The organism is Actimicrobium sp. CCI2.3, assembly GCF_035019065.1.
Classification (GTDB): domain Bacteria; phylum Pseudomonadota; class Gammaproteobacteria; order Burkholderiales; family Burkholderiaceae_D; genus Actimicrobium.
In genome coordinates this window covers 15,592-39,630 of record NZ_JASJWR010000038.1, presented here as the reverse complement: position 1 = coordinate 39,630, position 24,039 = coordinate 15,592, and the positions used below count along the sequence as shown (strand labels likewise).

Sequence of the window (24,039 nt, the reverse complement as noted above, 5' to 3'; positions counted from 1 at the left end):
ATTGCACCGCATGTACTGTTTGCAGTCACTGATACGCTTTGTGATCCGCGATGAACTGCTCTTGGCACTCGTCCTTGTAGCAGGTGCAATGCCCTTCGGTTATTGCACCCTACGATTTATCGGCGGTCCGGTCCGCTCATGAATCCGAAAACGATTACGCCGAAAACGACGAACCGCAACCGCAGGTCGAGGTCGCCCCCGGATTCTTGATGACGAACTGCGCGCCTTCCAGATCATCCTTGTAATCGATTTCTGCGCCGACCAGATACTGGTAGCTCATCGAATCGATCAGCAAGTGCACGCCGTTTTTTTCCATGGTCGTGTCGTCTTCGTTGGCGACTTCGTCAAACGTGAAGCCGTACTGGAAACCGGAACAGCCGCCGCCCTGTACAAACACGCGCAGCTTCAGTTCGGGATTGCCTTCTTCTTCGATCAACTGGGCGACCTTGGCAGCGGCGTTGTCGGTGAACAGGATGGGGGCGGGCATTTCTGTAACAGCATTCATGGTGGACTCCGGGTAGGTACGACAATCAAATAAAAACGGTACTGGGTATGCTGGAACACGGAAGATCAGACCAGCCCTGCTGCCTGCAGGTCCGCATGATACGAACTGCGCACCATCGGCCCCGACGCAACATTGGCAAAGCCCATTTTGCTGGCTTCTTCTTCATACATCCGGAAGCCATCCGGATGCACATAACGTTGCACCGCCAGATGACCGCCGGACGGTTGCAGATACTGGCCGATGGTCAGCATGTTCACGCCGTGTGCGCGTAGCTCACGCAAGACGTGCAGGATTTCGTCATCAGTTTCGCCCAGGCCGACCATCAGGCCGGACTTGGTCGGGACCTCCGGATGCATGGCCTTGAAGTTCTTGAGCAGGTTCAGCGAGTTCTGGAAGTCAGCACCGGGACGCGCTTCCTTGTACAGCCGCGGCACAGTTTCGATATTGTGGTTCAGTACATCCGGCGGCGCAGTGCCGAGGATGCTGAGCGCGAGTTCAAGGCGGCCACCAAAATCCGGCGTCAGGATTTCGATGCGGGTAGCCGGTGCGGCAGCACGGATCTTGCGGATGCATTCGACAAAATGGCTGGCACCGCCATCGGGCAAATCATCGCGATCGACCGAGGTGATGACGACGTAACTGAGCTTCATCAGCGCGATGGTGCGAGCCAGTCGGGCCGGTTCGTCGGCATCGAGTGCATCGGGCCGGCCGGTACTGACATTGCAGAAGCGGCAGCGGCGCGTGCATTTGTCACCCATGATCATGAAGGTGGCCGTGCCTTTGCTCCAGCATTCGCCGATGTTCGGGCAGGCCGCTTCTTCGCACACGGTCACCAGCCCATTGGCATGGACGATGTCCTTGGTGTCATTGAAGCGTCCCGAGGAAGCGACCTTGACCCGAATCCAGTTCGGCTTCGGCAGTTTTGCGGAAGGCAGTATCGCGTCGCGCTTGGTCTTGAGGGAGCCGCGCTGCTGATCGGGCCGGTCGCCGACGGGCGCTGGCGGCAGGATCGAGACGACATTCCTGAAGGTGATGGTTTCCATTTCCATGGCGGTGCTCTCCTCAATGAACATTAAACGGCCTGCACCGCAATATTGGGCTCAATCGAGCGCAGCAGGTTTTCGATACTGGCGAGCGTGCCGCCGATGGCACTCGGGCAGGTGCCGCAGGCGCCCTGGTAGTGGATGCTCAACGCATCGCCTGACAAGCCCAGCACATGCAGGTCACCGCCATCGGCTTGCAGCGCCGGTCGGATCTGCAGGTCCAGCAAATCGTTGATGCGGGCAAAACGGTCTTGTTCGTCCTCGCTCATTTCATGGACGGCAAGCCGGGCCGCCGAGACCAGTTGTTCCGATTGCGCGGCCGCAGCAGGCGCGGCGCGCAACGGTACCGCAATCAGGCGCACCAGCGCCGGCCAGTCGGCTTCGCCATCCTGCGTGACGGTCAGCCAGCGGTCGGTATAAAACACATTGGTCACATGGTCTAGCGCGAACAGCGCGGTTGCCAGCGGGTCATTGCTGGCTTGTTCTGCCGTGTCATACGAATGCGAGATACCCCAGCTCAACGGTTCGTGCAGCGTGAACTTGACGGCGTTCGGATTCGGTGTGTCGTCGATTTCAGCAATTTTTGGCATGATCTTTCCCTTCAAAAAAGAGGATGGATTCCATCACGCGTCACCAGTCATGACGTGCATCGGGTCCTGTTCGGCTTCCGTCGACGAACTCTCGATCGCATGGAATGCCGCATGCAAGGTGTGCCACGGCAGGACCGCGCATTTGACGCGGACCGGCAGATCAGCAATGCCGGCAAACACTTTCAGGTGACCCAGATGGTGCGCGCTGTGCATGTCGAGCTTGCCGGTCGTCATGGCGACAAATTCACCGATCAGCATTTCGGCATCGGCCTGGGATTTGCCTTTGACGGCAACCGTCATCATCGACGCCGACGACTTGCAGATCGCGCACGCCTCGCCAACAAATCCGACTTGCTCGATCACTGTGCCTTGCATCACCAGGCTGATATCAATATGGTCGCCGCACAGCGGATTGTGTCCGGCTGCATGGTGCGTAGCGTGCGCAAGCGCGCCAAAATTGCGCGGCTTGCGGTTGTGCTCGAGGATCATTTCCTGGTAGAGCGCTCTCGGATTGGCCATTACAAAAACACTTTCTGCACGGCCCGTATGCCGGCGATCAGGGCATCGACTTCTGCCATGGTGTTATAGAACGCGAACGAGGCGCGTGATGTCGCCGGCAGACCCAGACGCTGCATTACCGGTTGCGCGCAATGATGGCCAGTGCGTACCGCAATGCCGTCCTCGTTGAGCAAGGTGCCGATGTCATGCGGATGCACGCCATCGATAACGAATGACAGCACGGCTGCCTTGTGCGGGGCCGTGCCGATGATGCGCACGCTCGGCAGTGTTTGCAGTTGACTGGTGGCGTAATCGAGCAGCGCCTGTTCCTGCTGGCTGATGGCCGCCATGCCGATGGCCGACAGGTAATCGACGGCGGCGGCCATGCCGATGGCGGCTGCAATCGGTGGCGTGCCGGCCTCGAATTTATGCGGGATCACGTTGTAGGTCGTCTTCTCGAACGTGACCGACAGGATCATGTCGCCACCGCCCTTGAACGGCTGCATTTTTTCCAGCAAGGCGGCCTTGCCGTACAGGATGCCGATGCCGGTCGGACCGCATAATTTGTGGCCCGAGAACGCATAAAAATCACAATCAAGATCCTGCACATCGACCGCCATGTGCGGCACCGCCTGCGCGCCGTCGACCAATACCGGCACGCCATGTTCATGCGCAATCCCGACCATTTCCTTGACCGGGTTGATGGTGCCCAGCGCGTTCGAGACCTGCGTGAGGCCGACAAATTTTGTGCGCGCATTGAACAGCTGCCGATACGCGTCGATCTGCACTTCGCCGGCGTCATTGATCGGTGCGACACGGATGATCGCGCCCTTTTCCTGTGCCAGCATTTGCCACGGCACGATGTTGGCATGGTGCTCCAGCGTGGTCAGAATAATTTCGTCGCCGGGGCCGATGAACTGGCGGCCGTAGCCATGCATGACGAGGTTGATCGCATCGGTGGTGCCGCTGGTGAAGATCACTTCACGGTCTTCGCGGGCATGGATGAAATGCTGCAGCGTGCGTCGCGCCGCTTCGTATTCGTTGGTCGCGATCTCGGACAACGCATGCACCGCACGGTGGATGTTGGCGTGCTGCGTGGTGTGATAGCGCACCATCCGGTCGATCACCGGCTGCGGCATCTGGCTTGATGCTGCGTTGTCCAGATAGACCAGCCGATGCCCGTTCACTTGCAGTCCAAGGATGGGGAAATCGGCACGGATGCGCGCCACATCAAGCGCGTCGAACTGGGTCTGGTCGTGTTTCATCGTGTGCCTGTCGTCTGTTCGAGTACCTTCTGCACCAGCTGCCGTTTCACGGATGCGATCGGGATGCGCTCGATGATTTCTGCGCCGAACGCATAGGTCAGCAAGTTGCGTGCAGCCGCCTCGCTCAGCCCGCGACTTTGCAGATAAAACACTTCGTCGGCATCGAGCTGGCCGACGGTCGCGCCATGCGTGCATTTGACATCGGAGGCAAAAATTTCGAGTTGCGGTTTGGTGTCGACATGCGCCTTGGCCGACAACAGCAAGTTGCGGTTCGATTGGCGCGCATCAATTTTTTGCGCGCCGGTGCGGACGATTACCTTGCCATTGAAAACCGCATGCGCGCTGTCGGCGACAATGCATTTATGCAGCTGGACACTGTTGCCGTGCGCTTTGGCATGATCGACCAGCGTATGGGTGTCGGCCAGTTGGCGGCTGCCGATCAGGGCCAGTCCGTCGAGCGTGCAGGTCGCGCCTTCGCCGTGATGCACCACCTCGAGGTTGAGCCGCGACATCCGCGCGCCCATCGCGATGCTCACCGAGTTGTAATGACTGGCGCGGCCGAGCGAGACCGCACACAGGCCGATGTGCAAGCCCCGGGTGCCTTCCCGCTGCAGGCGAATGTGGTCGACCCGTGCCGAATCCGCCAGCACGATTTCAGTGACGGTATTGGTGAAATGCGTGGCGAGATGGGCTTCTTCCTGACCACCAGGCTGGTTCATCACCACATAGTCTTCGATCACCGTCACGCTGCTGCCTGCCTCGGCAACCACCAGGCAGCGCGGAAAGCTGCGCACATCTTTTTGTGTGGCGATGAACAGCAGATGAACCGGCGCCGTGATCGCGCTATCGCGAGCAACGATCACCACGGCAGCGTTCTCGATGGAGGCCGTATTTTGCGCCGCGAAATAGGCGCTATCGATGCTGGCATGGTGGCCGAGGTGCGCCTCGATGGTGTGCGCGTGCTGTGCACGCGCGCCCTGCATGTCGGTGATGACGATGCTTTTGTCATCCTGCTGCACTGAGAGTGCGGGTGCGTAAATGCCATCGACAAAGACCAGACGCGTCTGCGCTTCCTCGACCGTAAAGCCGGTGATGTCAGCGGGAACGAGCTGTCTTGACGGCGTCCCAGGTGCAGGGACAAACGTGGTCTGCGCAAACGGCGACAGATCGGTAAAACGCCATTCCTCGTCACGCGGGGTGGGCCGGTTCAGGATCGCAGCACGGTCGCTGGCGCGCGCGTGCAATGCCGACAGCCACGCCTGTTTGCCTGGCACGAGTGTTTCGGGCGTATCGAACGGACTTCGGGTCAGAACAGATTGGTCGTTCATGCCGTCACCTTTTGTGTTGCCTCATATTCCTCGCTGACCCATTCGTAACCGCGCTGTTCGAGTTGGAGCGCCAGGTCTTTTCCGCCGGTCTTGATGATGCGACCGTGATCCATCACATGCACGAAATCCGGCACGATGTAGTTCAGCAGGCGCTGATAGTGGGTCACCATGACAATCGCATTGTCGGGCGTCGAGAGCTGGTTGATGCCGTGCGCGACGATGCGCAGCGCATCGATATCGAGGCCGGAATCGGTCTCGTCAAGGATCGCCATGCTCGGTTCGAGCAGCGCCATTTGCAGGATCTCGTTGCGCTTTTTTTCACCACCGGAAAAACCGTCATTGACACTGCGGTCAAGGAAGTCGGGACTCATTTCCAGCAACTGCATTTTGTCGCGCACGAAGTCGTCGAACTCGAGCGGGTCCAGTTCGTCGTTGCCGCGTTCCTTTTGCACCGTGTTGTAGGTCAGGCGCAAAAACTGGCTATTGATCACGCCCGGGATTTCGATCGGATACTGGAACGCGAGGAACAGGCCGGAGCGCGCCCGTTGCTCGGGGGTGAGGGCAAACAGGTCTTGCCCTTCGAGCAGCACCGAGCCGCCGGTGACCTCGTAGGCCGGATGGCCGGCCAGCACTTTGGCGAAGGTACTTTTGCCGGAGCCGTTCTGTCCCATGATCGCGTGCACTTCGCCGCTACGCACCGTGAAATCGAGGTCCTTCAGGATTGGTGTGCCGTTCACGCTGGCGCACAGGCCGCGTACTTCCAGCAGGATCTTGCTGTCGTTGTTCATCATCCGATGCTCCCTTCCAGTTTGAAGCTCAGCAGGTTGGTTGCTTCGACCGCGAACTCCAGAGGTAATTGTTGAAATACGTCCTTGCAGAAACCGTTGATGATCATCGACACCGCAGCCTCTGCATCAATGCCGCGCTGGGCAAAATAAAACAGCTGGTCTTCGCCGATCTTCGAGGTCGATGCTTCATGCTCGACCTGTGCCGACGGATTGCGCACCTGAATATACGGAAACGTATTGGCGCTGCATTCTTCGCCAATCAGCATTGAGTCGCACTGTGAATAATTACGGGCACCCGTGGCACCCGGCGTGATTTTTACCAGGCCGCGATAGCTGTTGCTGGATTTGCCGGCAGAGATACCCTTGCTGACAATCGTGCTGCGCGTGTTCTTGCCGATGTGGACCATCTTGGTACCGGTATCGGCCTGCTGGTAGTGGTTGGTCACGGCCACCGAATAAAACTCGCCGATGGCGTTATCGCCTTGCAGGATGACCGATGGATATTTCCAGGTAATCGCTGCGCCGGTCTCGACCTGCGTCCACGAAATCCGCGAGTTGACCCCTTTGGCCAACGCCCGTTTGGTGACGAAATTGTAGATGCCGCCGACGCCGTTTTCATCGCCGGCATACCAGTTCTGAACGGTCGAATACTTGATGTCGGCATTGTCGAGCGCCACCAGTTCGACCACTGCCGCATGCAACTGGTTGCTGCTGAATGCCGGCGCGGTGCAGCCTTCCAGATAGACCACGGACGCGCCTTCTTCGGCCACGATCAGCGTGCGCTCGAACTGGCCGGACTCTTCGGTATTGATACGGAAATAAGTCGACAGATCCATCGGGCATTTGACGCCCTTCGGTATATAGCAAAACGAGCCATCGGTGAACACAGCCGAATTGAGCGCAGCGTAAAAGTTGTCGCCGGTCGGCACCACAGTGCCCAGATATTTTTTGACCAGTTCGGGATGTTCCAGCACCGCTTCCGACATCGAGCAAAAAATCACGCCCGCTTCAGCCAGCTTGGCCTTGTAGGTGGTTGCCACGGACACGCTATCGAAAATCACGTCCACAGCGACGCCGGCTAGCGCCATGCGCTCGTGCAGCGGGACACCGAGTTTTTCAAAAGTGCGCAGCAATTCCGGATCGACTTCGTCCATGCTGTTGAGCTTGGGTTTGGTTTTCGGTGCCGAGTAGTAGCTGATGGCCTGGAAATCGATTTTCGGATGGTGGACGTTCTGCCACTGCGGCTCGGTCATCGTGAGCCATTTCTGGTACGCCTCCAGCCGGAAAGCGAGCAACCATTCCGGTTCTTTTTTCTTTGCTGAAATCAGGCGAATAGTGTCTTCGCTCAGCCCTTGTGGCGCAACGTCCGACTCAATGTCGGAGACAAATCCGTGGGGATAGGGTCGATTGACCAGTTGTTGAAGTACTGCACTCATGGGTAATAGCCCTCGCTGTTCTTGGGCCGGAAACACCAAGACGTGTGCCCGGCATGACCGCAACAGGAAGAAGATTCCCTGCAATGGCCATTACTGCTGTGCGGTCACGTTCAGGCGGCCGCGCTGGTTTTCTTCAGGTTGAAGCTCTCGCCGCAACCGCATTCGCTCTCTGCATTCGGGTTCGTGATTTTCAGCACGTCGCTCAGACCTTGCCTGACGAAGTCGATATGCGCGCCATCGACCATCGGCAGGGTGGCAGCGTCGACGACGATATTGACTGCGCCTGCATCGAATAATTTCTCGCCTTCTTTCACGCCATCGACATAGTCAAGGGTGTAGGTGAGGCCGGAGCAACCAACCGTCTTGACGCCTAATCGAACGCCAAACCCTTTTCCGTTTTTTTGCATCTGTGCACGGATTTTTGTTTCAGCAGTTGTTGATAGAGAAATGCTCATCGTGTTCTCCTTTGGAGTCATTGTGAATACCCGACAAAATCTGTCGGGAATTCACAGTACGATACCTGACTAAAATAGTCAACCATGTTGATGGGGCGGGTATGGGGTGTGAAGGGCGGTAAATGGGGTGGATATGGCTGGCAGGTCGGCGATCGTAATGCGCTGCCTCAATACGGACCAGCCAAAATGCACCCTACGCGATCAGGTCGGTTCTCGAACATAGAGTCAATACACACGTGCACCCGTGCCGTGGTTGTCTGGTGCGGAGGACCGCCTCCCATTCACGCCGGTCAGTGCAACCGCAGCACCATGCGCTTACTATTTTGGAACAGCGCCTTTTGCTTCAGCGCATACTCCGACCATGCAGAATTCTTAATCCGACATAGATTTTTTATACTTATAAGGACATTCATCATGCCGACCCTCGATCCGCAAGTCATCAACCTGCTTGACATGGCACGCCAGACCGGTCGTTTGCCGTTTGAAGCCATGACTCCGGAAGCGGCCCGGATTGCTTACACCGGCAATCGCGACCTGATGCAGTTGCCCGCCGAAGAGGTGGCGATGGTGCGCGATATCACGCTGCCCGATGGGCTGGTGCTGCGGGTAGTTCGCGGTATCGGTACCGATGCCAGTGCGGTGTTGCCGTGTCTGCTGTTTCTGCACGGTGGCGGCTGGGTCATTGGCGACCTCGAGAGTCATGACCGCTTGTGTCGGCGACTGGCCAATGTGGCGGGCATTTGCGTCGTGGCAGTCGATTACCGACTGGCACCCGAGCACCGTTTTCCGGCGGCGCTGGATGATTCGCTGACGGCGCTGCAATGGATAGCTGCCAACGCCGATACGCTGTCGATTGCTCGGGATCGCCTCGCAGTCGGTGGTGACAGTGCGGGTGGCAATCTGGCTGCGGTGCTGGCGTTGATGGGGCGCGATGGCACCGCGCCGCGCACGATGTTCCAGTCGCTGATTTATCCGGTGGTCGACCTCACTGCTGCCAGCCAGTCCTACCAGCGCGTCACGTCGGGCATGCTCCTGACTGCGGCCACGATGCATTATTTTATCGACCACTACACGCCGGACCCGGCCGATCGCACCGACTGGCGCGCTTCGCCCTTGCTGGCTGCCAGCCTGGCCGATACCCCACCGGCGCTGGTGGTGACGGTCGCGCACGACCCATTGTGCGACGAGGGTTTGGCCTATGCAAAACGGCTGGAAGACGACGGCGTGCGCGTGACGTCGCTGCATTTGAACGACCAGATTCACGGCATGCTGTTGATGGGCAAGCTGATCAATGCCAGTAATACCGTTGTCACGATGGTCGGTACTGCTATTGGTGCAGCCCTGCATCACGGATCTGCATCTCCGCAGCCGGACTGATTGATTAACCTGATCGACGTCGAAACAAGGACGACCAAGGCGCGCGAGGAGAAGTTGATCGAGGCGAGGCATGTATCTGTCGTATTGCGGCTCTGTGTCTTCCTCCGCCTGGCTGTAAGAAGTCGCCTTGTTTGTCGGCGGTCAGAGTGCCTTCCGGTATTTTGATGTTCGTTTGAAGCAACATGCGGCAGGCATGGGCACCGCATGCGATCATTCGGCTACAAAATTTCGCCGGCACCATCCGGTCATCAAGGAAAAAATAATGGATACACCTGCAACGCTGCCTCCGGCTGCCCGTAAAAAACCTGGCCGCCGTTCCGTGCTGATCGGTAGCCTGATTGCATTGCTGGCCGTGGCCGCCGTGGGTGGTGTGGCGTGGTACCTGACGCATCGTGAACCGGCAGGGCCGGGTCCCGGCGGACGTGTCGGGCGGCCTAGCACGACGGTCGGCGTGGCCACGGCGACGGCGGCGGACATGCCGGTGGTGGTCGATGCTCTCGGTACGGTCATGCCTGCTGCGATGGTGACGGTGCGGCCCCAGGTCGGAGGCGTGCTGCAGCAGATTCTGTTTCGCGAAGGCGACATGGTGCGCGCAGGGCAAGTGCTGGCGACCATTGATCCGCGTCAGTACGAGATGGCGCTGATGCAGACATCGGGCCAACGCCAGCGCGATGAAGCGCAGCTGGCCAGTGCCAAAGTGACGCTGGCGCGCTTCCAGACATTGCTTGCGCAAGATTCAATTGCACGTCAGGAAGTCGATACGCAGCAAGCACTGGTCAAGCAGCTCGAGGGCACGGTGCTGTCGGATCGTGCCGCCGAAGGTACCGCCAGGCTCAATCTCGGTTACAGCAAGATCACCGCGCCGATCGCCGGACGGGTTGGCTTGCGTGTTGTCGATGCCGGCAATGTCGTCAATGTCGGCGACGCAGCCGGCATCGTTGTGATCACGCAGGTCACGCCGATTGATGTGCAGTTTGCGGTGCCGCAGGATCAGGTCGCCAACGTGCTGGAGCGTTCGTCCGGGAAGTCCGAGCTGGCGGTAACGGCGTTCGATCGAACCCGCGTGACCCTGCTGGGGACCGGGCGCTTCTCGACGCTCGATAATCTGATTGATGTACAGACCGGCACCGTCAAGGCCAAGGCGCGGTTTGCCAATGACAAAATGACGCTGTTCCCGAACCAGTTTGTCAATGTGCGTCTGGAGTTGCGCACCATTACCGGTGCGGTAACGATCCCGGTGACGGCGCTGCGCCATGGCAGCAAGGGCGACTTCGTGTACGTCCTCAACAGCGACCGCACGGCTGGCATGCGGTTGGTCTCGCGCGGTCAGGCGGACGTCGCCAAGGTTGAAATCACCACTGGCCTGAAGCTCGGCGAGCGCGTCATCACCGAAGGCGGCGACCGTCTCAGTGATGGGGCTGCCGTGTCGCTGCCAGGTGACAAGCCAGGCGGTAAGGGCAGGCGCAATGGTGCTGGCGGTGCCGCCGGTGAGGGCAAGGCCGCTGCGCTCGGTGCCGACGGCAAACCGGTTCCGGCCGGCGAGCGTCGCCGTCGTCCGCAACCCGCTGCTGCACCATGATCAGGAAAGCTGCTGCATGAATCCGTCACGTCCCTTCATCGAGCGACCGGTAGCGACTGCGCTGCTGATGGTCGCCATCGTGCTGACCGGTATTGTCGGCTTCAAATTCCTGCCCCTGTCGGCTTTGCCGCAAGTCGATTTTCCGACCATCCAGGTGCAGACGCTGTACCCGGGCGGCAGTCCGGAAGTCATGGGGCAGACCGTGACCGCGCCGCTGGAACGCCAGTTCGGCCAGATGTCCGGGCTGGAGCGGATGAGCTCGACCAGCGCGGCCGGCGTGTCGATCATCACGCTGCAATTCGGCCTCGGCCAGACGCTCGATGTCGCCGAGCAGGAAGTCCAGGCCGCCATCAACGCAGGCGGTTCATTGCTGCCTGCCGACTTGCCGGCACCGCCGGTTTACGCCAAAGTCAATCCGGCTGACGCGCCGGTATTGACGCTGGCGATTACGTCGGACACGCTGCCGCTGACCGAAGTCCAGAACCTCGTCAATACCCGGCTGGCGCTGAAGATCAGCCAGGTCGATGGCGTCGGACTGGTCTCGCTGGCCGGTGGTCAGCGTCCGGCGGTGCGGATTCAGGCCGATACCGCTGCGCTGGCATCGTACGGCCTCGGTCTCGATACCCTGCGTACCGCGATTGCTGCGGCCAACGCCAACAGCGCGAAGGGCAGTTTCGACGGGCCAGCACGCTCCTACACGATCAACGCCAACGACCAGTTGCTGGCCGCCGACGATTATCGCAACCTGATCGTGGCCTACAAGAATGGCGCGCCGGTTCGCCTGACGAATGTCGCCCAGGTCGTCAACAGCGCCGAGAACGTCAAGCTCGGTGCCTGGTCCGGCCTGCATCCGGCCATCATTCTCAATGTCCAGCGCCAGCCCGGAGCCAACGTGATCGCGACCGTCGATGCGATCAAGAAGCGTCTGCCCGAACTGCAAGCCGGTTTGCCGGTGGCGCTGAAAGTGTCGGTCCTGAGCGACCGCACCACGGGTATCCGCTCGTCGGTCGAGCATGTCCAGACCGAATTGCTGCTGGCTGTCTTGCTGGTGGTGCTGGTGATTTTTGCTTTCCTGCGCGACTGGCGCGCGACCATCATTGCCAGCCTGGCCGTGCCGATTTCATTGATCGGCAGTTGCGGTGCGATGTACTTGCTTGGTTACAGCCTGAACAATCTGAGCCTGATGGCGCTGACCATTGCGACCGGTTTTGTGGTCGACGATGCGATCGTGATGATCGAGAATATTGCGCGCTATCTCGAAGAAGGCGAGAGCGCGATGGCCGCTGCACTGAAGGGCGCGGCGCAGATCGGCTTCACGATTATTTCGCTGACGGTGTCGCTCATCGCGGTGCTCATTCCGCTGCTGTTCATGGGCGATGTGGTGGGACGGTTGTTCCGCGAATTCGCGGTCACGCTGTCGATCACGATCCTGATTTCGGCCGTCGTGTCGCTGACGCTGGTGCCGATGATGTCGGCGCGCTGGCTCAAGCCGCAAGTCAAAAGCGATGCGCCACCCGGACGCATGCAGCGCTTTTCCGATGACGTGATGGCGCGCTACGACCGTGGTTTGAGCTGGGTGCTGGTGCACCAGAGCCTGACGCTGCTGGTGGCCGGTGCAACGCTGGCGCTGACGGTGGCGCTGTATCTGGTGATTCCGAAGGGGCTGTTTCCGACCCAGGACACCGGCCAGCTGCAAGCCCGCATCGAAGCCGCACAAACGGTGTCGTACACGCGCATGGCGCAATTGCAGCAGGAAGCAGCGGCGGCGATTCTCGAAGACCCCGATGTCGAGAGCCTCAGTTCGCTGGTCGGTGTCGATGCGGCGCGCAACACGATGCTGCACACCGGCAGCATGCTGATCAATCTCAAGCGCGACCGTTCCGGATCGCAGGCCGATACGATGACGCGCTTGCGCGAGCGTGTCGGCAAGGTCGCCGGCGTGACGATTTATCTGCAGCCAACCCAAGACCTGACCATCGATGCCGAAACCGGACCAACCCAGTATCGCGTCTCGCTGGAAGCAGCCGATACGGCCAGCGTCGTCGAATGGGCTGCCAAGCTGACCGCGCAACTCAAGCGCCAGCCAGCGCTGCAAAACGTGGTGTCGGATGCCGACGCGACCGGTCTGGCGGTCTACATCGACATTGACCGCGACAGTGCGGCGCGGCTCTCAATCAGCGCAGCGGCGATCGACGATGCGCTCTACAGCGCTTTCGGTCAGCGCATCGTCTCGACCATTTTTACCGAGACCAACCAGTACCGCGTGATCCTCGAAGCCCGTCCCGACACGCTGTCCACACCGGCAGAGTTGGGCAACTTGCAGTTGCGCACAGGTTCCGGCAAACCGACACCGCTATCAGCGATTGCGACGATCACCGAGCGCCAGTCACCGCTGCAGATCACGCACGTCGCGCAGTTCCCGGCCACCACGCTGGGTTTCGATACTGCGCCCGGCGTTTCGTTGGGCAAGTCGGTGGACGTGATCCGGCAAGCCGCAATCGATATCAAGTTGCCGGCCTCGGTGACGATGACTTTTCTCGGTGCGGCCGGTGCCTATCAGTCTTCGTTGAGCAGTCAGCTGTGGCTGATCCTGGCCGCGCTGGTGTGTGTCTACATCGTGCTGGGCGTGCTGTACGAAAGCTATATCCATCCGCTGACGATTCTGTCGACGCTGCCGTCGGCCGGTGTCGGTGCGCTGCTGGCACTGATGATCAGTGGCGCCGGACTGGGCGTGATCGGCATCATCGGTATCATCCTGCTGATCGGCATCGTCAAGAAAAACGCCATCATGATGATCGACTTTGCCATCGAGGCCGAGCGTCATCAGGGCATGACCGCGCAACAGGCGATTCATCAGGCGGCGCTGCTGCGCTTCCGGCCTATCCTGATGACGACGCTCGCGGCGCTGTTCGCGGCCGTGCCGTTGATGCTGGGCTGGGGCGACGGTGCCGAGCTGCGCCGTCCGCTCGGACTGGCGATTTTTGGCGGACTCATTGTCAGCCAGGTGCTGACGCTGTTCACGACGCCGGTGATTTATCTTGGCTTTGATCGCTTGTCACAGCGGCTGTCCGGACGCCATCGCAAGGCGGAGCCCGCGTGAATCTGTCGGCACCTTTTGTCCGGCGTCCCGTCGCGACCGTCCTGCTGACGATCGGCATTGCGCTGGCCGGCATAGGCGCGTTCTTCGTGCTGCCGGTGGCACCGCTGCCGCAGGTGGATTTTCCGAACATTTCAGTGAGTGCTTCGCTGCCGGGAGCCAGTCCGGAAACCATGGCGTCGAGCGTCGCAACGCCGCTGGAACGTCGCCTCGGCGTCATCGCCGGGGTCAACGAAATGACCTCGCGCAGCAGTACCGGATCGACCCGCATCAATTTGCAGTTCGACCTCAACCGCAAGATCGACTCGGCTGCGCGCGAAGTGCAAGCCGCGATCAGTGCCTCGCGCGTCGATTTGCCGGCAACGCTGCGCAACAACCCGACCTACCGCAAGGCCAATCCGGCCGACGCGCCCATCATGATTCTTGCGCTGACGTCGCCGACGCTCACGCCGGGCCAGATCTATGACACGGTCTCGAACCTGGTGCAGCAAAAGCTGGCGCAAGTGCAGGGCATTGGCGAAGTGGAACTCGGTGGTGGTTCGCTACCAGCGGTGCGTGTCGAACTGCTGCCGTATGCGCTCAACAAATACGGCGTCAGCATGGAAGACGTGCGCGCCGCGATCCAGGCCAGTACCGCCAATCGTCCGAAGGGCACCATCGAGGGCGATGACCGGCGCTTGCAGATTTATACGCCGGGCGGTGGCCGCACGGCGGCCGACTATCGTTCGCTGGTCGTGGGCTGGCGCAGCAATGCGGCGATCCGGCTTGATGATGTCGCCGAGGTCGTCGACGGCGTCGAGAACACCAATACGCTGGGTCTGTTCAATGGCAAGCCGGCGATCGTTGTGCTGTTGCGCAAGCAGCCGGGGGCCAACGTCATCGAAACCGTCGATGGCATTCGCGATCTGCTGCCGGAACTGCAGGCCCAATTGCCGCCGGACGTGGACATGCAGATCGCCTCCGACAGCACCAATTCAATTCGCGCCTCGCTGCATGAAATCGAAGTCACGCTGCTCATTTCGATTGCGCTGGTGGTGCTGGTGGTCAGCGCGTTCCTGCGCAATGTGCGCGCCACGGTCATCCCGGCAGTGGCCACCGTCGTGTCATTGCTGGGTACCTTTGGCGTGATGTACCTGCTCGGATTTTCACTGAACAACCTGAGTCTGATGGCGTTGACGGTGGCGACGGGTTTTGTCGTCGATGATGCCATCGTCGTGCTCGAAAATACCGCACGTCACATCGAGGACGGCATGGACCGGATGTCTGCCGCGCTGCTGGGTGCGCGCGAGGTCGGCTTCACGGTGCTGTCGATTAGCGTGTCACTGGTGGCGGTGTTCATTCCGCTGCTGTTCATGGGCGGGCAGGTCGGTCGCCTGTTCCGAGAATTTGCAGTGACGCTGTCGGCCGCCGTGATGATCTCGCTGGTCATTTCGCTGACCACGACGCCGATGATGTGCGCGTGGCTGCTGCGCCCGCATGATCCGGCGCGCAAACCAGGTCGTCTGGCACGCGGTTTCGAGAGTGGCTTCAACCGCATCCACAAGATGTACGAGCACAGTCTCGACTGGGCCTTGCATGCGCCGGCGCTGGTGATGCTGATTCTGGTAGGAGCGATCGGGCTGAATGTGTACCTGTTCATTGTCGCGCCGAAGGGATTTTTTCCGCAGCAGGATACCGGCCAGCTCAACGGCGGTCTGCGTGCCGATCAGAGCATTTCACCGACGGCGATGAAGAGCAAATTGCGCGAACTGGTGGCCGTGATCCAGCGTGATCCGGCAGTCGCGACGGTGGTCGGATTCACCGGCGGCAGTCGTGCCGGTGGCGGGTTTTTATTCGTCAATCTGAAACCGGTCGGTGAACGCACGGACGGTGGTCAGGCCGTCATTGCACGGCTGCGCCCGCAACTGGTCAAGATCACCGGCGTGAGCCTGTACCTCAACCCGGTGCAGGATTTCCGGATGGGCGGCCGGTCGTCGAATTCGACCTACCAGTACACCCTCAAGAGCGACAACCTGGTTGACCTGAAAGTCTGGGCGGCCCGGCTGGGCGAAGCGATGAAGCTGCAACCGGCCCTGATCGACGTCGATACCGATCAGGAAGAAAACGGTGTCGAAACCTATGTCAAGATCGACCATGACACCGCCTCCAGGCTCGGCCTGACTTCGCGCGATGTGTCGAACGCGCTGTATAACGGTTTCGGCCAGCGCCAGGTCGCAACGATTTATTCCGAGCTCAACCAGTACAAGGTCGTGATGGAAATCGCGCCGCAGTTTGCGCGCAGTCCGCAGGCGCTCAAGGACGTGTACGTGCCGGCGCGCGGGTTGGTCTCGACTGGCACGGCCGCGACGGCCGCCAGCACGACCAGCACTGTGGCGCTCGGTAGCAATCCCGGTTTGCGCGACCAGTCCACCGGTTCGGCGCTCAGCACCACGTCGACGCGGATGGTGCCGCTGTCGGCGATTGCCAGTTTTGCGGAAGGGTCGACGGCCACCTCGATCAGCCATCAGGATGCCGAACTGGCCACCACGGTCTCGTTCAACCTGACCGAGGGTTTCGCACTGGCGGATGGCCAGGATGCAGTGCGCCAGGCCGAAGCCGACATCGGCATGCCGACCAACGTGCGCGGCAGTTTTGAAGGAAGCGCAAGGGCCGCGCAGGATTCGCAGAACGAGCAACCGCTGCTGATCCTTGCCGCCCTGATCGTGATCTACCTCGTGCTGGGCATCCTGTATGAAAGCCTGATCCATCCGATCACGGTGCTGTCGACGCTGCCGTCAGCCGGGGTGGGCGCGATTCTGGCGCTGCTGCTGTTCAACATGGAGTTTTCGCTCATTGCACTGATCGGCGTGTTTCTGCTGCTAGGCATCGTCAAGAAGAATGCGATCCTGATCATCGACTTTGCGCTTGAAGCCGAGCGCACTCGCAACCTGTCAGCGTTCGATGCCGTTCGCGAAGCCTGCCTGTTGCGCTTCCGGCCTATCCTGATGACGACCATGGCCGCTGCACTGGGTGCGCTGCCGCTGGCAATCGGTTTTGGCGAAGGGGCCGAACTGCGCCAGCCGCTTGGTATCGCCATCATCGGCGGGCTGCTTGCCAGCCAGGTGCTGACGCTGCTGACCACGCCGGTGGTCTATATCCTGCTCGACAAATTACGCCATCGCCGCGCCCCGGCGACGCTGGCGATCCAACCATGAGACTGACCATGCACTTACTCCCCCCCTCCCGCTGGCTGGTACTTGCCGTAGTGGTCGCCACTGCCGGCGGTTGCGCAGTCGGTCCGACTTACCAGCAACCAGTACTGGCCACGCCGGTAGCGTACAAGGAAGTGCCGGGCTGGGTCCAGGCGGTGCCAGCCGATGCACTTGATCGCGGCACCTGGTGGGCGCTGTTCGATGATGCAGGGCTCAATGCGCTGGAAAGTCGGGTGGAAGTGTCGAACCAGAATATCGCAGCGGCGGCTGCCGCGTATGCGCAGGCCCGTGCGCTGGTGCGCGAACAGCGCGCTGGCCTGTTTCCAATTGTCAGCCTCGATGGCAGCGGCCGACGTTCCGGCGGAGAAGTCGCCGGTGCCGGTAACACCTATCAGGCCAGCATCGGCGCGAGCTGGGAACCGGATGTCTGGGGACGGCTCTCGCGTGGCGTCGATAGTGCCAGCGCCAGTGCGCAAGCGAGCTCGGCCGATCTGGCTTCAGCCTTGCTCTCGGCGCAGGGCGAACTGGCGATCAATTATTTTTCGTTGCGTCAGACTGATGCGCAAAGTGCGCTGTTGCAGTCGACGATTGCCGCTTATCAGCGTTCGCTGGAGATCGCGCAAAACCGTTATGAGGCCGGTGTCGCACCGAAGACTGATTTGCTGCAGGCCCAAACCCAGCTGGCCAATGCACAGGCCGAGCTGGTGGGACTGGAGCGCCAGCGCACCCAGCTTGAACACGCCATCGCGGTACTGGTCGGCCAAGCGCCGGGTAATTTCACGCTGGTGAGCGCACCGTGGACGGCGACGCTGCCGCAGGTGCCGATCGGCGTGCCATCCACCTTGCTGCAACGTCGTCCTGATATTGCCGCCGCTGAACGCAGGGTGGCCGCCGCCAACGAACAGATCGGGATTGCGCAATCGGGGCTGTATCCGAACCTGAACCTGAGCGCCAGTTACGGTGCTGGTGCGACCCGCGTCAGCGACCTGTTTTCGGCCTCGACGACAGTCTGGTCACTGGGGCTGTCGGCCGCGCAAGTGCTGTTCGATGCCGGTGCCACGCGCGAGCGGATCAACCAGGCCCGAGCAGCGCAGGATCAAGTCGCTGCGCGTTATCGGCAAACCGTTCTGGTGGCATTTCAGGGCGTCGAAGACCAGCTGGCGTCAACGCGCGTGCTGATGCAGCAGCAGCCATTGCGCGAGCTGGCCTCACGCGCTGCCGATGAAACCGAAGTGCAGACATTAAATCGCTACCGTGCCGGGCAGGTTGCTTACACCGAGGTGGTCACTGCGCAAGCCAGCGCATTCAGTGCACGGCGTGCGCTGGTGCAGCTGGCGTCGGACCGGCAGGTTACGGCGGTGGCACTCATACAGGCGCTTGGTGGCGGCTGGGGTAATTGAGTTGACGCAATTGGGTTGACGCAATTGAGCTGACGCAATTGAGTTGACTCAGCGTTATCTGCGCGGATCGGCATCGGTCGAAAAAGTGTTTTCCTTGTGAGAGCTTTCCTTGAGCTGTGCGATGCGTGCCCGGATACCGGGTGCAAGTGGTCTGTGCTGTGGCGGTAACGTGCGAGCGTGCTGCTGCTCCGGGGAGGCGAGCGGGACAGCGGCGTACTGGTCGGGTTGGGCTTGCATGGCGGATGGTCTGAGGTTGTCAAGACTGGCTTGCAGTTCAGTATTTCTTGCAGAGAGCCTGAGTATTTCGGCGTCCCTCGTTTCTATTGCCCGCCTTGAATGCGTCCGTTCGGTGGCGATTCGAGCTGCAGGGGTCAAAAAAGTGATCTCTAGTCGCGCGTCACTCTGAAGCTGCTCTATCCGCTCGCGGATGGCAGGTCCGAGGTGATGTCGGATCGGGGACTGGGTGCTGACATCCACTTGTCTGCGCAGCGCTGGCGGGATGGCTGGCTGCCCGGTCAGTGCCTCTCTTACGGGTGCGGTGATGCCTGCCACAGTGGCTTGTAATTTAGAATTTTCTTCTCTCAGTCGGACAATCTCGATTTCTTGTATGCCGATCTGCTCCCTCGACTTGATCAATTTTTCGAGGGTTCCGGTGAACTTGGCGCGCATTTTTACGCGATTTAACGAGAGTTCCATTTCCTCACTGGTGATACTTCGCTCCGAGCTCAGGTCGCTTGGATCCAGTTCTTCGTAGAGTCTGTCGCGGATGGCTTTGATCGCGTTGATATCGAGGTGAAGTACGGTTGGATCGGTTAATTTATCCGCGATACAGGGCAGGACAACATTTTCGAACCTGCGCACATTCGTGCGTGCGTCGATGTAATATTTTTCGTAGGATTTTTCGAGGATGTTGAGTCGCGCCTCGTCGGACAGCTTCGCAAGCAGACCTGCGTAGGTGATCAGAGTTCTGGTCCAGATTGCATTGTTTATTGGTGCCAGCGTGTCAGACCCGAACATGACACGTTCCGAATGCTTTTCCAAAAATGCGGCCCACTCCTCAGTGCGTTTTTCTGCCGCTTTGTCATCAAATCCTTCTCCGGTCAACTGCTTGGCCACCTCATTCCACGAAATATCAAGTGCCAGATTAGGGTGAGTATCGAGCATCTCGCCCAACGCTTTCAGGTGATTGTCCGGTTGCTTGACGAAACGACCCAATCCCCCGGCGTGCGCCCAGATGATGGTGGTGTCAATCACCCTTGGATCAGAAAGAAAATTATCGAACGCCTCCATATTTTTGGGGATGGCTGATGGCGGGTCGCGCCAGTCGCCGACATCACAATGGATACAGGCGGGCATGCCGACCACGCCGAGTGCCGCCATGAGTTGTTTGGTGGGCAGGATGTTGGTGTCGTCGCGGCCGGGGCCGGCGACCGGATGCAGTGATGCCTGCGCCGCGACGCCGCCGGCATACAAGTTTTCGACGATTTCCTTGTTCAGCGTGAGTTCTCCTGCACCGGTGAAAACACCTGGATGACGTAACAGTTTTTTAAAAAGGGCCACGTCGGCAAACATGCTTCCCAGATGCAGACCGGTGATCATCGGATCGAGTTTGTCCTGTTCTTTCGGCTCGAGTAGCTTGAACTGATCCGCCGTAAAGTCATCGACTTCACTATCGACATGAAGACTGATTGCTGACTCCAGTTCAGTCAAAATCTCGGGTGTCATCTCCAGGTCGGGCCGGTTGTGGGCGTCTGGAATGTAATAGCTCGGACCGCAATGATGCCGAAACGTGTCCTTGTCTCCGGGCGGCCATATTTTGGTGACACGGTCACCTTGCATCGAAATGATGCTGGTCGGGATAGGCATTAACACGCTGTGTTTGCAATGGATCATGTCCATGCGTAGCAGCATCTCCTCGAGATTGATCCCTTTTTGTATGTACGACCAAGGATGCATGTGTGAATCGTTATGCGGTGGTAATTTGCTTTGGACGTGTGCCATATCCATATTGGCTGCCAGCGCGCGCTCTTCCGGCGAGACCTCCATGGTGTAGACCGTACTGAAGCTCGCTTCGGGATAGGCTTCGTCGAGAATGTTGGAATGATGCTTGCCAATTTTTGGTGGCTCGGAACCGTGGGGAGCATGCCGGGCGACATTTGCGACGAGTCTTTGCAGGTCGTCGTTAGTTTGAACAAGGTTGCGGGCCTTGATGCTGGCTTTGTTGTTGACGATGGGCATGGCGTACTTTCGATAAAGAGAGGAAATTACAAGGCATTGACCTTGAGTTGCAATGGCAGCACGAAGGCGGGGCGGCGCATTGGCTGCGGCGTGATTTTTGTGCGTCCATCGGCGTGATCCAGGCGCCAGTAGCGCACTTGCTCGGCAAGTTTTGCGACAACGACAGCCAAGGTGTCGATGGTCAGCGCATCCATGGCAACGGCACGTGCATAGACCACATTGCCGGTGCGTGACGAGACACAGTACGAGGCATTCTTGGTCGGGAATTCCAGATAGTTTTCACGCAAAAGCTGGTAATACACAGCCGCTTCATTACCTTTTGGAATGGGGCCGAAATCGACAAACAGCATCAGTGGCTGGTTCGATTCTGACGGCGGCTTGCGAAAGCAAAAGACAACGTCATTGACACTGAAGGGCGTGTTGTTGGCAAGTTTTTCTGGTTCGGGTAACCCGAGTGCGCTGCCGAAGGCATGCATTAAATCGGCAAATTGTGCCGTCATGGCGGATATCTCCTGAATAAGTGAGCCTTGCCGTCCTGCACGCAAGTATGCGATCGCAACAAGATAATCACACCGCCATGTGTGTCGGACCGATGGGATCGGTTCCAGAATATTTTCGGGAATAGTCAGGGAATTTTCCGTGAGGACGTGCCACTCAGAACGCAGTGCACGGTACTGGACCGTCACGCTCTCTTCAAAGCGAAAGCTCTCCCATGGCAACGAATTTTGACGAACTGATCAGCGGATTTTGCGCACTCAAACAGCTCGAGAACGGCGACGAACTTGCTGCCGGTGCCCCACTGGATGTCAATGGCGCGTGCTGCTCATTGATTTACAACAAAGCATTGGCTGCGGATGTGGTCTTTTTATACGTCGAGTATGCGTACGCGCCGCTCGACCGACTCGCATCGATTTACAAGAAACTGCTACGCCAAAACCATCTTGATTTTGACGGTCATGGCCCAGGCTATTGCATCTCCCCGACGAACGGCAAGATTGTCGAACTGACGCGCCTGGCCTTGTCGGATCTCACTCCCGACCGGCTTGCGGGAACCCTGGTCAAGCACGCCGCGCGCTGGCAGCGTTGGTGCGACAAAAATTTGCCAGAAAAATAGCAAATTAATTGACTCTGACCCCTATTTTTTAATGGGGTCAGAGTCAATTAATTATTAGGGTCAGAGTCAATTAATTTTGGGGAATTGCCGCATATTTCCATTCCTGTTTGCCGGATGGCATGGCTTGAACGGGCTGATAATCTTGTTCATGGAAATCCTTGTCATGCCGACGTCGGATTCCTGCCAAAAAAGGAGTTGCGTTGTCCGAAGAAAGCGACATGGAGAAAACCGAACCGGCCTCGCAGCAGCGCATTGACAAGGCGCGCGAGCAAGGGGACGTGCCACGTTCGCGTGAACTGGCAACCTGCATGGTGTTGCTGGCGGCGGGTGGCGGGCTCTACGTCAGTGGTGCCAACATGTTGCGCCAGTTGAAGGCGGCGCTGGCCTCGGGGCTGACCTTTGATCGTGGCCAGGCGTTTGATTTCAGTCTGCTGCTGACCCGGTTGGGTAGCCATCTTGGCGATTTGTTGCTGGCGTTTGCACCGCTGGCCGGGATTCTGATCCTGGTGGCATTGGCCTCGCCGTTGCTGATCGGCGGCTGGCTGTTCAGTGCGCAGGCGCTGGCACCGAATTTTGGCCGGATGAATCTGTTTTCAGGGCTCATCAAGATCGTTTCGCGCAATGCATTGGTCGAGCTTGGTAAGGCCGTCGCCAAGGCAGTCATTGTCGGCGCGATTGCCTATTTGGTCATGTCGAGCGAGATCAATGAAGTGCTAGGACTGATGGTTGAGCGACCGGAAGCGGGCAGCATGCATTTGTCGAAACTGCTATTTTCGAGTTACATGCTCATTGTCATGGGGTTGGTGCTGATTGCCGCAGTGGATGCGCCGTATCAGATGTGGAGCTATGCCGAGAAGATGAAGATGACGCGCCAGGAAGTGCGCCAGGAAGCCAAGGAGTCGGAAGGTAATCCGGAGATCAAGGCCAAGATTCGTGCCCAGCAACGCGAAATGGCGCGACGCCGGATGATGTCCGAAGTACCAACCGCAGATGTGGTCGTGACCAATCCGACCCACTACGCGGTAGCGCTGAAATATACCGACGGCAAGATGGGAGCGCCGCAAGTCGTGGCCAAGGGGGCCGATGCGGTGGCCGCCAAAATTCGTGAATTGGCTGCGGCCAATAACGTGCCACTGCTCGAAGCGCCGCCACTGGCGCGGGCGCTGTTCAAACACGTCGAATTGGGTGAGGCGATTCCTGAAACCTTGTACACGGCTGTGGCTGAAGTGCTGGCGTACGTGTTCCAGCTGAAGGCCTACAAAAGCCAGGGCGGGGAACGTCCTGAAAAGCCGCAATCCATTGATGTCCCCAAGGGACTGGATCCGCTCGAAGGCAGTTGATGCATCAAGCCCGGTCGGCGTTGCCAGTAGGTTGATCTGCAGATCGGGTCAAAAAAATAATGGAGTAATCATGAACAATCAGTGAGCCGTCCGCCTCGATTGCCTCATCGGTCCGGCGGGACGGGGTGCCGAGAGACTGGGACAGCGGCGAACGAGGCACGTTTCTGCGCAGATATCGAAGCAGCTGTCGACGTGTTGCCAGTTCAACGCAAGCTTGAAAATTTCAATGGTGTGGATGGATAACTACCCGGTGTCATCAAGTCGTAGCCGCGCATCCAATAAAAAATAAGGATGTTTTCGCAGTGAACCATTTGTCCCGTTTCGCCTACTCATCGAAGGCAGGTTGAATAACTGCCCTCACATGACCTGTCAGGAATGCGATGAAAAAATTAATCACTCTTTCGTTGTGCTTGTTGTTGGCTGCCTGTGGAGCTGGTGAGGCGGGTTTTGGCGGTGGTGGTGCTGGTGCTGGTGCTGGTACGTCCGCCGGTGCCAATGACGCTACCCATGTTCTTGTCTATAGCGTAGATGGCCCCATTTCGCGAGCCTCGGTGACCTACCAGAATGATCAGGGTGGCATTGCACAAGAAATCGTGAACGTTCCCTGGAAAAAACAGTTTGTTGTCATTCCGGGCCAGCCATTTTCCCTGTCGGCCCAAAATCAGGATTCGGCCGGGTATCTGACGGTGGGTATCGCGATCGACGGTGCTCCTTACAAACAGGCGACGGCATTGGGTGCCTTTGCGACCGCCACCACTGCGGGATCCTGTTGTTAGGAGCCTGTCTGACTTAGGA

At 59.1% G+C, this 24,039-nt stretch carries 19 protein-coding genes; 8 read left to right on the top strand and 11 right to left on the bottom strand.

Annotated features, from left to right (window positions below; all coding sequences use genetic code 11):
* Positions 1 to 154: 154 nt before the first annotated feature.
* The 9 genes from erpA to QN370_RS18080 form a co-directional block, all read right to left on the bottom strand.
* Complete coding sequence (erpA, locus tag QN370_RS18120) at positions 155 to 505, bottom strand: iron-sulfur cluster insertion protein ErpA (RefSeq protein WP_322128021.1); 351 nt, start codon at positions 503 to 505, stop codon at positions 155 to 157.
* 65 nt (positions 506 to 570) lie between these two features.
* Entirely contained in the window at positions 571 to 1,554 is a 984-nt protein-coding gene (gene lipA, locus QN370_RS18115; RefSeq protein WP_416172177.1) for a lipoyl synthase, read from the bottom strand.
* A 23-nt stretch (positions 1,555 to 1,577) separates the two neighbouring features.
* Complete coding sequence (locus QN370_RS18110; RefSeq protein ID WP_322128019.1) at positions 1,578 to 2,138, bottom strand: NifU family protein; 561 nt, start codon at positions 2,136 to 2,138, stop codon at positions 1,578 to 1,580.
* 33 nt (positions 2,139 to 2,171) lie between these two features.
* Entirely contained in the window at positions 2,172 to 2,657 is a 486-nt protein-coding gene (gene sufU / locus QN370_RS18105; protein WP_322128018.1) for a Fe-S cluster assembly sulfur transfer protein SufU, read from the bottom strand.
* Positions 2,657 to 3,901, bottom strand: a complete 1,245-nt coding sequence (locus tag QN370_RS18100) for a cysteine desulfurase (protein WP_322128017.1) — start codon at positions 3,899 to 3,901, stop codon at positions 2,657 to 2,659. The genes sufU and QN370_RS18100 overlap by 1 nt, the downstream gene beginning before the upstream one ends.
* Positions 3,898 to 5,229, bottom strand: coding sequence for a Fe-S cluster assembly protein SufD (gene sufD / locus QN370_RS18095; protein WP_322128016.1), 1,332 nt, complete (start codon positions 5,227 to 5,229; stop codon positions 3,898 to 3,900). The genes QN370_RS18100 and sufD overlap by 4 nt, the downstream gene beginning before the upstream one ends.
* Entirely contained in the window at positions 5,226 to 6,020 is a 795-nt protein-coding gene (gene sufC / locus QN370_RS18090; RefSeq protein WP_322128015.1) for a Fe-S cluster assembly ATPase SufC, read from the bottom strand. The genes sufD and sufC overlap by 4 nt, the downstream gene beginning before the upstream one ends.
* Complete coding sequence (sufB, locus tag QN370_RS18085; protein WP_322128014.1) at positions 6,017 to 7,453, bottom strand: Fe-S cluster assembly protein SufB; 1,437 nt, start codon at positions 7,451 to 7,453, stop codon at positions 6,017 to 6,019. Before sufB ends, sufC begins: the two co-directional genes overlap by 4 nt.
* 110 nt (positions 7,454 to 7,563) lie before the next feature.
* Positions 7,564 to 7,908, bottom strand: a complete 345-nt coding sequence (locus QN370_RS18080) for a HesB/IscA family protein (RefSeq protein WP_322128013.1) — start codon at positions 7,906 to 7,908, stop codon at positions 7,564 to 7,566.
* A 414-nt stretch (positions 7,909 to 8,322) separates the two neighbouring features.
* On the opposite strand from QN370_RS18080, the gene QN370_RS18075 reads away from it, so the two are divergent.
* The 5 genes from QN370_RS18075 (at position 8,323) to QN370_RS18055 (ending at position 18,552) form a co-directional block, all read left to right on the top strand.
* Positions 8,323 to 9,285: an alpha/beta hydrolase gene (locus QN370_RS18075; RefSeq protein WP_322128012.1), complete on the top strand. Its 963-nt coding sequence runs from the start codon at positions 8,323 to 8,325 to the stop codon at positions 9,283 to 9,285.
* A 262-nt stretch (positions 9,286 to 9,547) separates the two neighbouring features.
* Positions 9,548 to 10,864 carry an efflux RND transporter periplasmic adaptor subunit gene (locus QN370_RS18070; protein WP_322128011.1) on the top strand — a complete coding sequence of 439 codons (1,317 nt, stop codon included), beginning with the start codon at positions 9,548 to 9,550 and terminating at the stop codon, positions 10,862 to 10,864.
* Between the two features lie 16 nt (positions 10,865 to 10,880).
* Complete coding sequence (locus QN370_RS18065) at positions 10,881 to 13,964, top strand: efflux RND transporter permease subunit (RefSeq protein WP_322128010.1); 3,084 nt, start codon at positions 10,881 to 10,883, stop codon at positions 13,962 to 13,964.
* Entirely contained in the window at positions 13,961 to 17,155 is a 3,195-nt protein-coding gene (locus QN370_RS18060) for an efflux RND transporter permease subunit (protein ID WP_322128009.1), read from the top strand. Before QN370_RS18065 ends, QN370_RS18060 begins: the two co-directional genes overlap by 4 nt.
* A gap of 8 nt (positions 17,156 to 17,163) precedes the next feature.
* On the top strand, positions 17,164 to 18,552 hold the full coding sequence (locus QN370_RS18055) for an efflux transporter outer membrane subunit (RefSeq protein ID WP_322128008.1): 1,389 nt from the start codon (positions 17,164 to 17,166) through the stop codon (positions 18,550 to 18,552).
* A gap of 54 nt (positions 18,553 to 18,606) precedes the next feature.
* On the opposite strand, the gene QN370_RS18050 is transcribed toward QN370_RS18055, so the two are convergent.
* The gene (locus QN370_RS18050; protein ID WP_322128007.1) at positions 18,607 to 20,790 is read right to left on the bottom strand and encodes an amidohydrolase family protein; all 2,184 of its coding nucleotides are present in this window, start codon (positions 20,788 to 20,790) and stop codon (positions 18,607 to 18,609) included.
* A 26-nt stretch (positions 20,791 to 20,816) separates the two neighbouring features.
* Entirely contained in the window at positions 20,817 to 21,290 is a 474-nt protein-coding gene (locus QN370_RS18045; protein ID WP_322128006.1) for a CesT family type III secretion system chaperone, read from the bottom strand.
* A 212-nt stretch (positions 21,291 to 21,502) separates the two neighbouring features.
* On the opposite strand from QN370_RS18045, the gene QN370_RS18040 reads away from it, so the two are divergent.
* From QN370_RS18040 to QN370_RS18030, 3 genes are all read left to right on the top strand, one after another.
* Positions 21,503 to 21,904 carry a hypothetical protein gene (locus QN370_RS18040; protein WP_322128005.1) on the top strand — a complete coding sequence of 134 codons (402 nt, stop codon included), beginning with the start codon at positions 21,503 to 21,505 and terminating at the stop codon, positions 21,902 to 21,904.
* A gap of 200 nt (positions 21,905 to 22,104) precedes the next feature.
* Positions 22,105 to 23,244, top strand: coding sequence for a flagellar biosynthesis protein FlhB (flhB, locus tag QN370_RS18035; RefSeq protein ID WP_322128004.1), 1,140 nt, complete (start codon positions 22,105 to 22,107; stop codon positions 23,242 to 23,244).
* A gap of 380 nt (positions 23,245 to 23,624) precedes the next feature.
* Positions 23,625 to 24,020 (top strand): hypothetical protein, encoded by a 396-nt coding sequence (locus QN370_RS18030; protein WP_322128003.1) that lies wholly within the window; start codon positions 23,625 to 23,627, stop codon positions 24,018 to 24,020.
* Positions 24,021 to 24,039 lie beyond the last annotated feature (19 nt).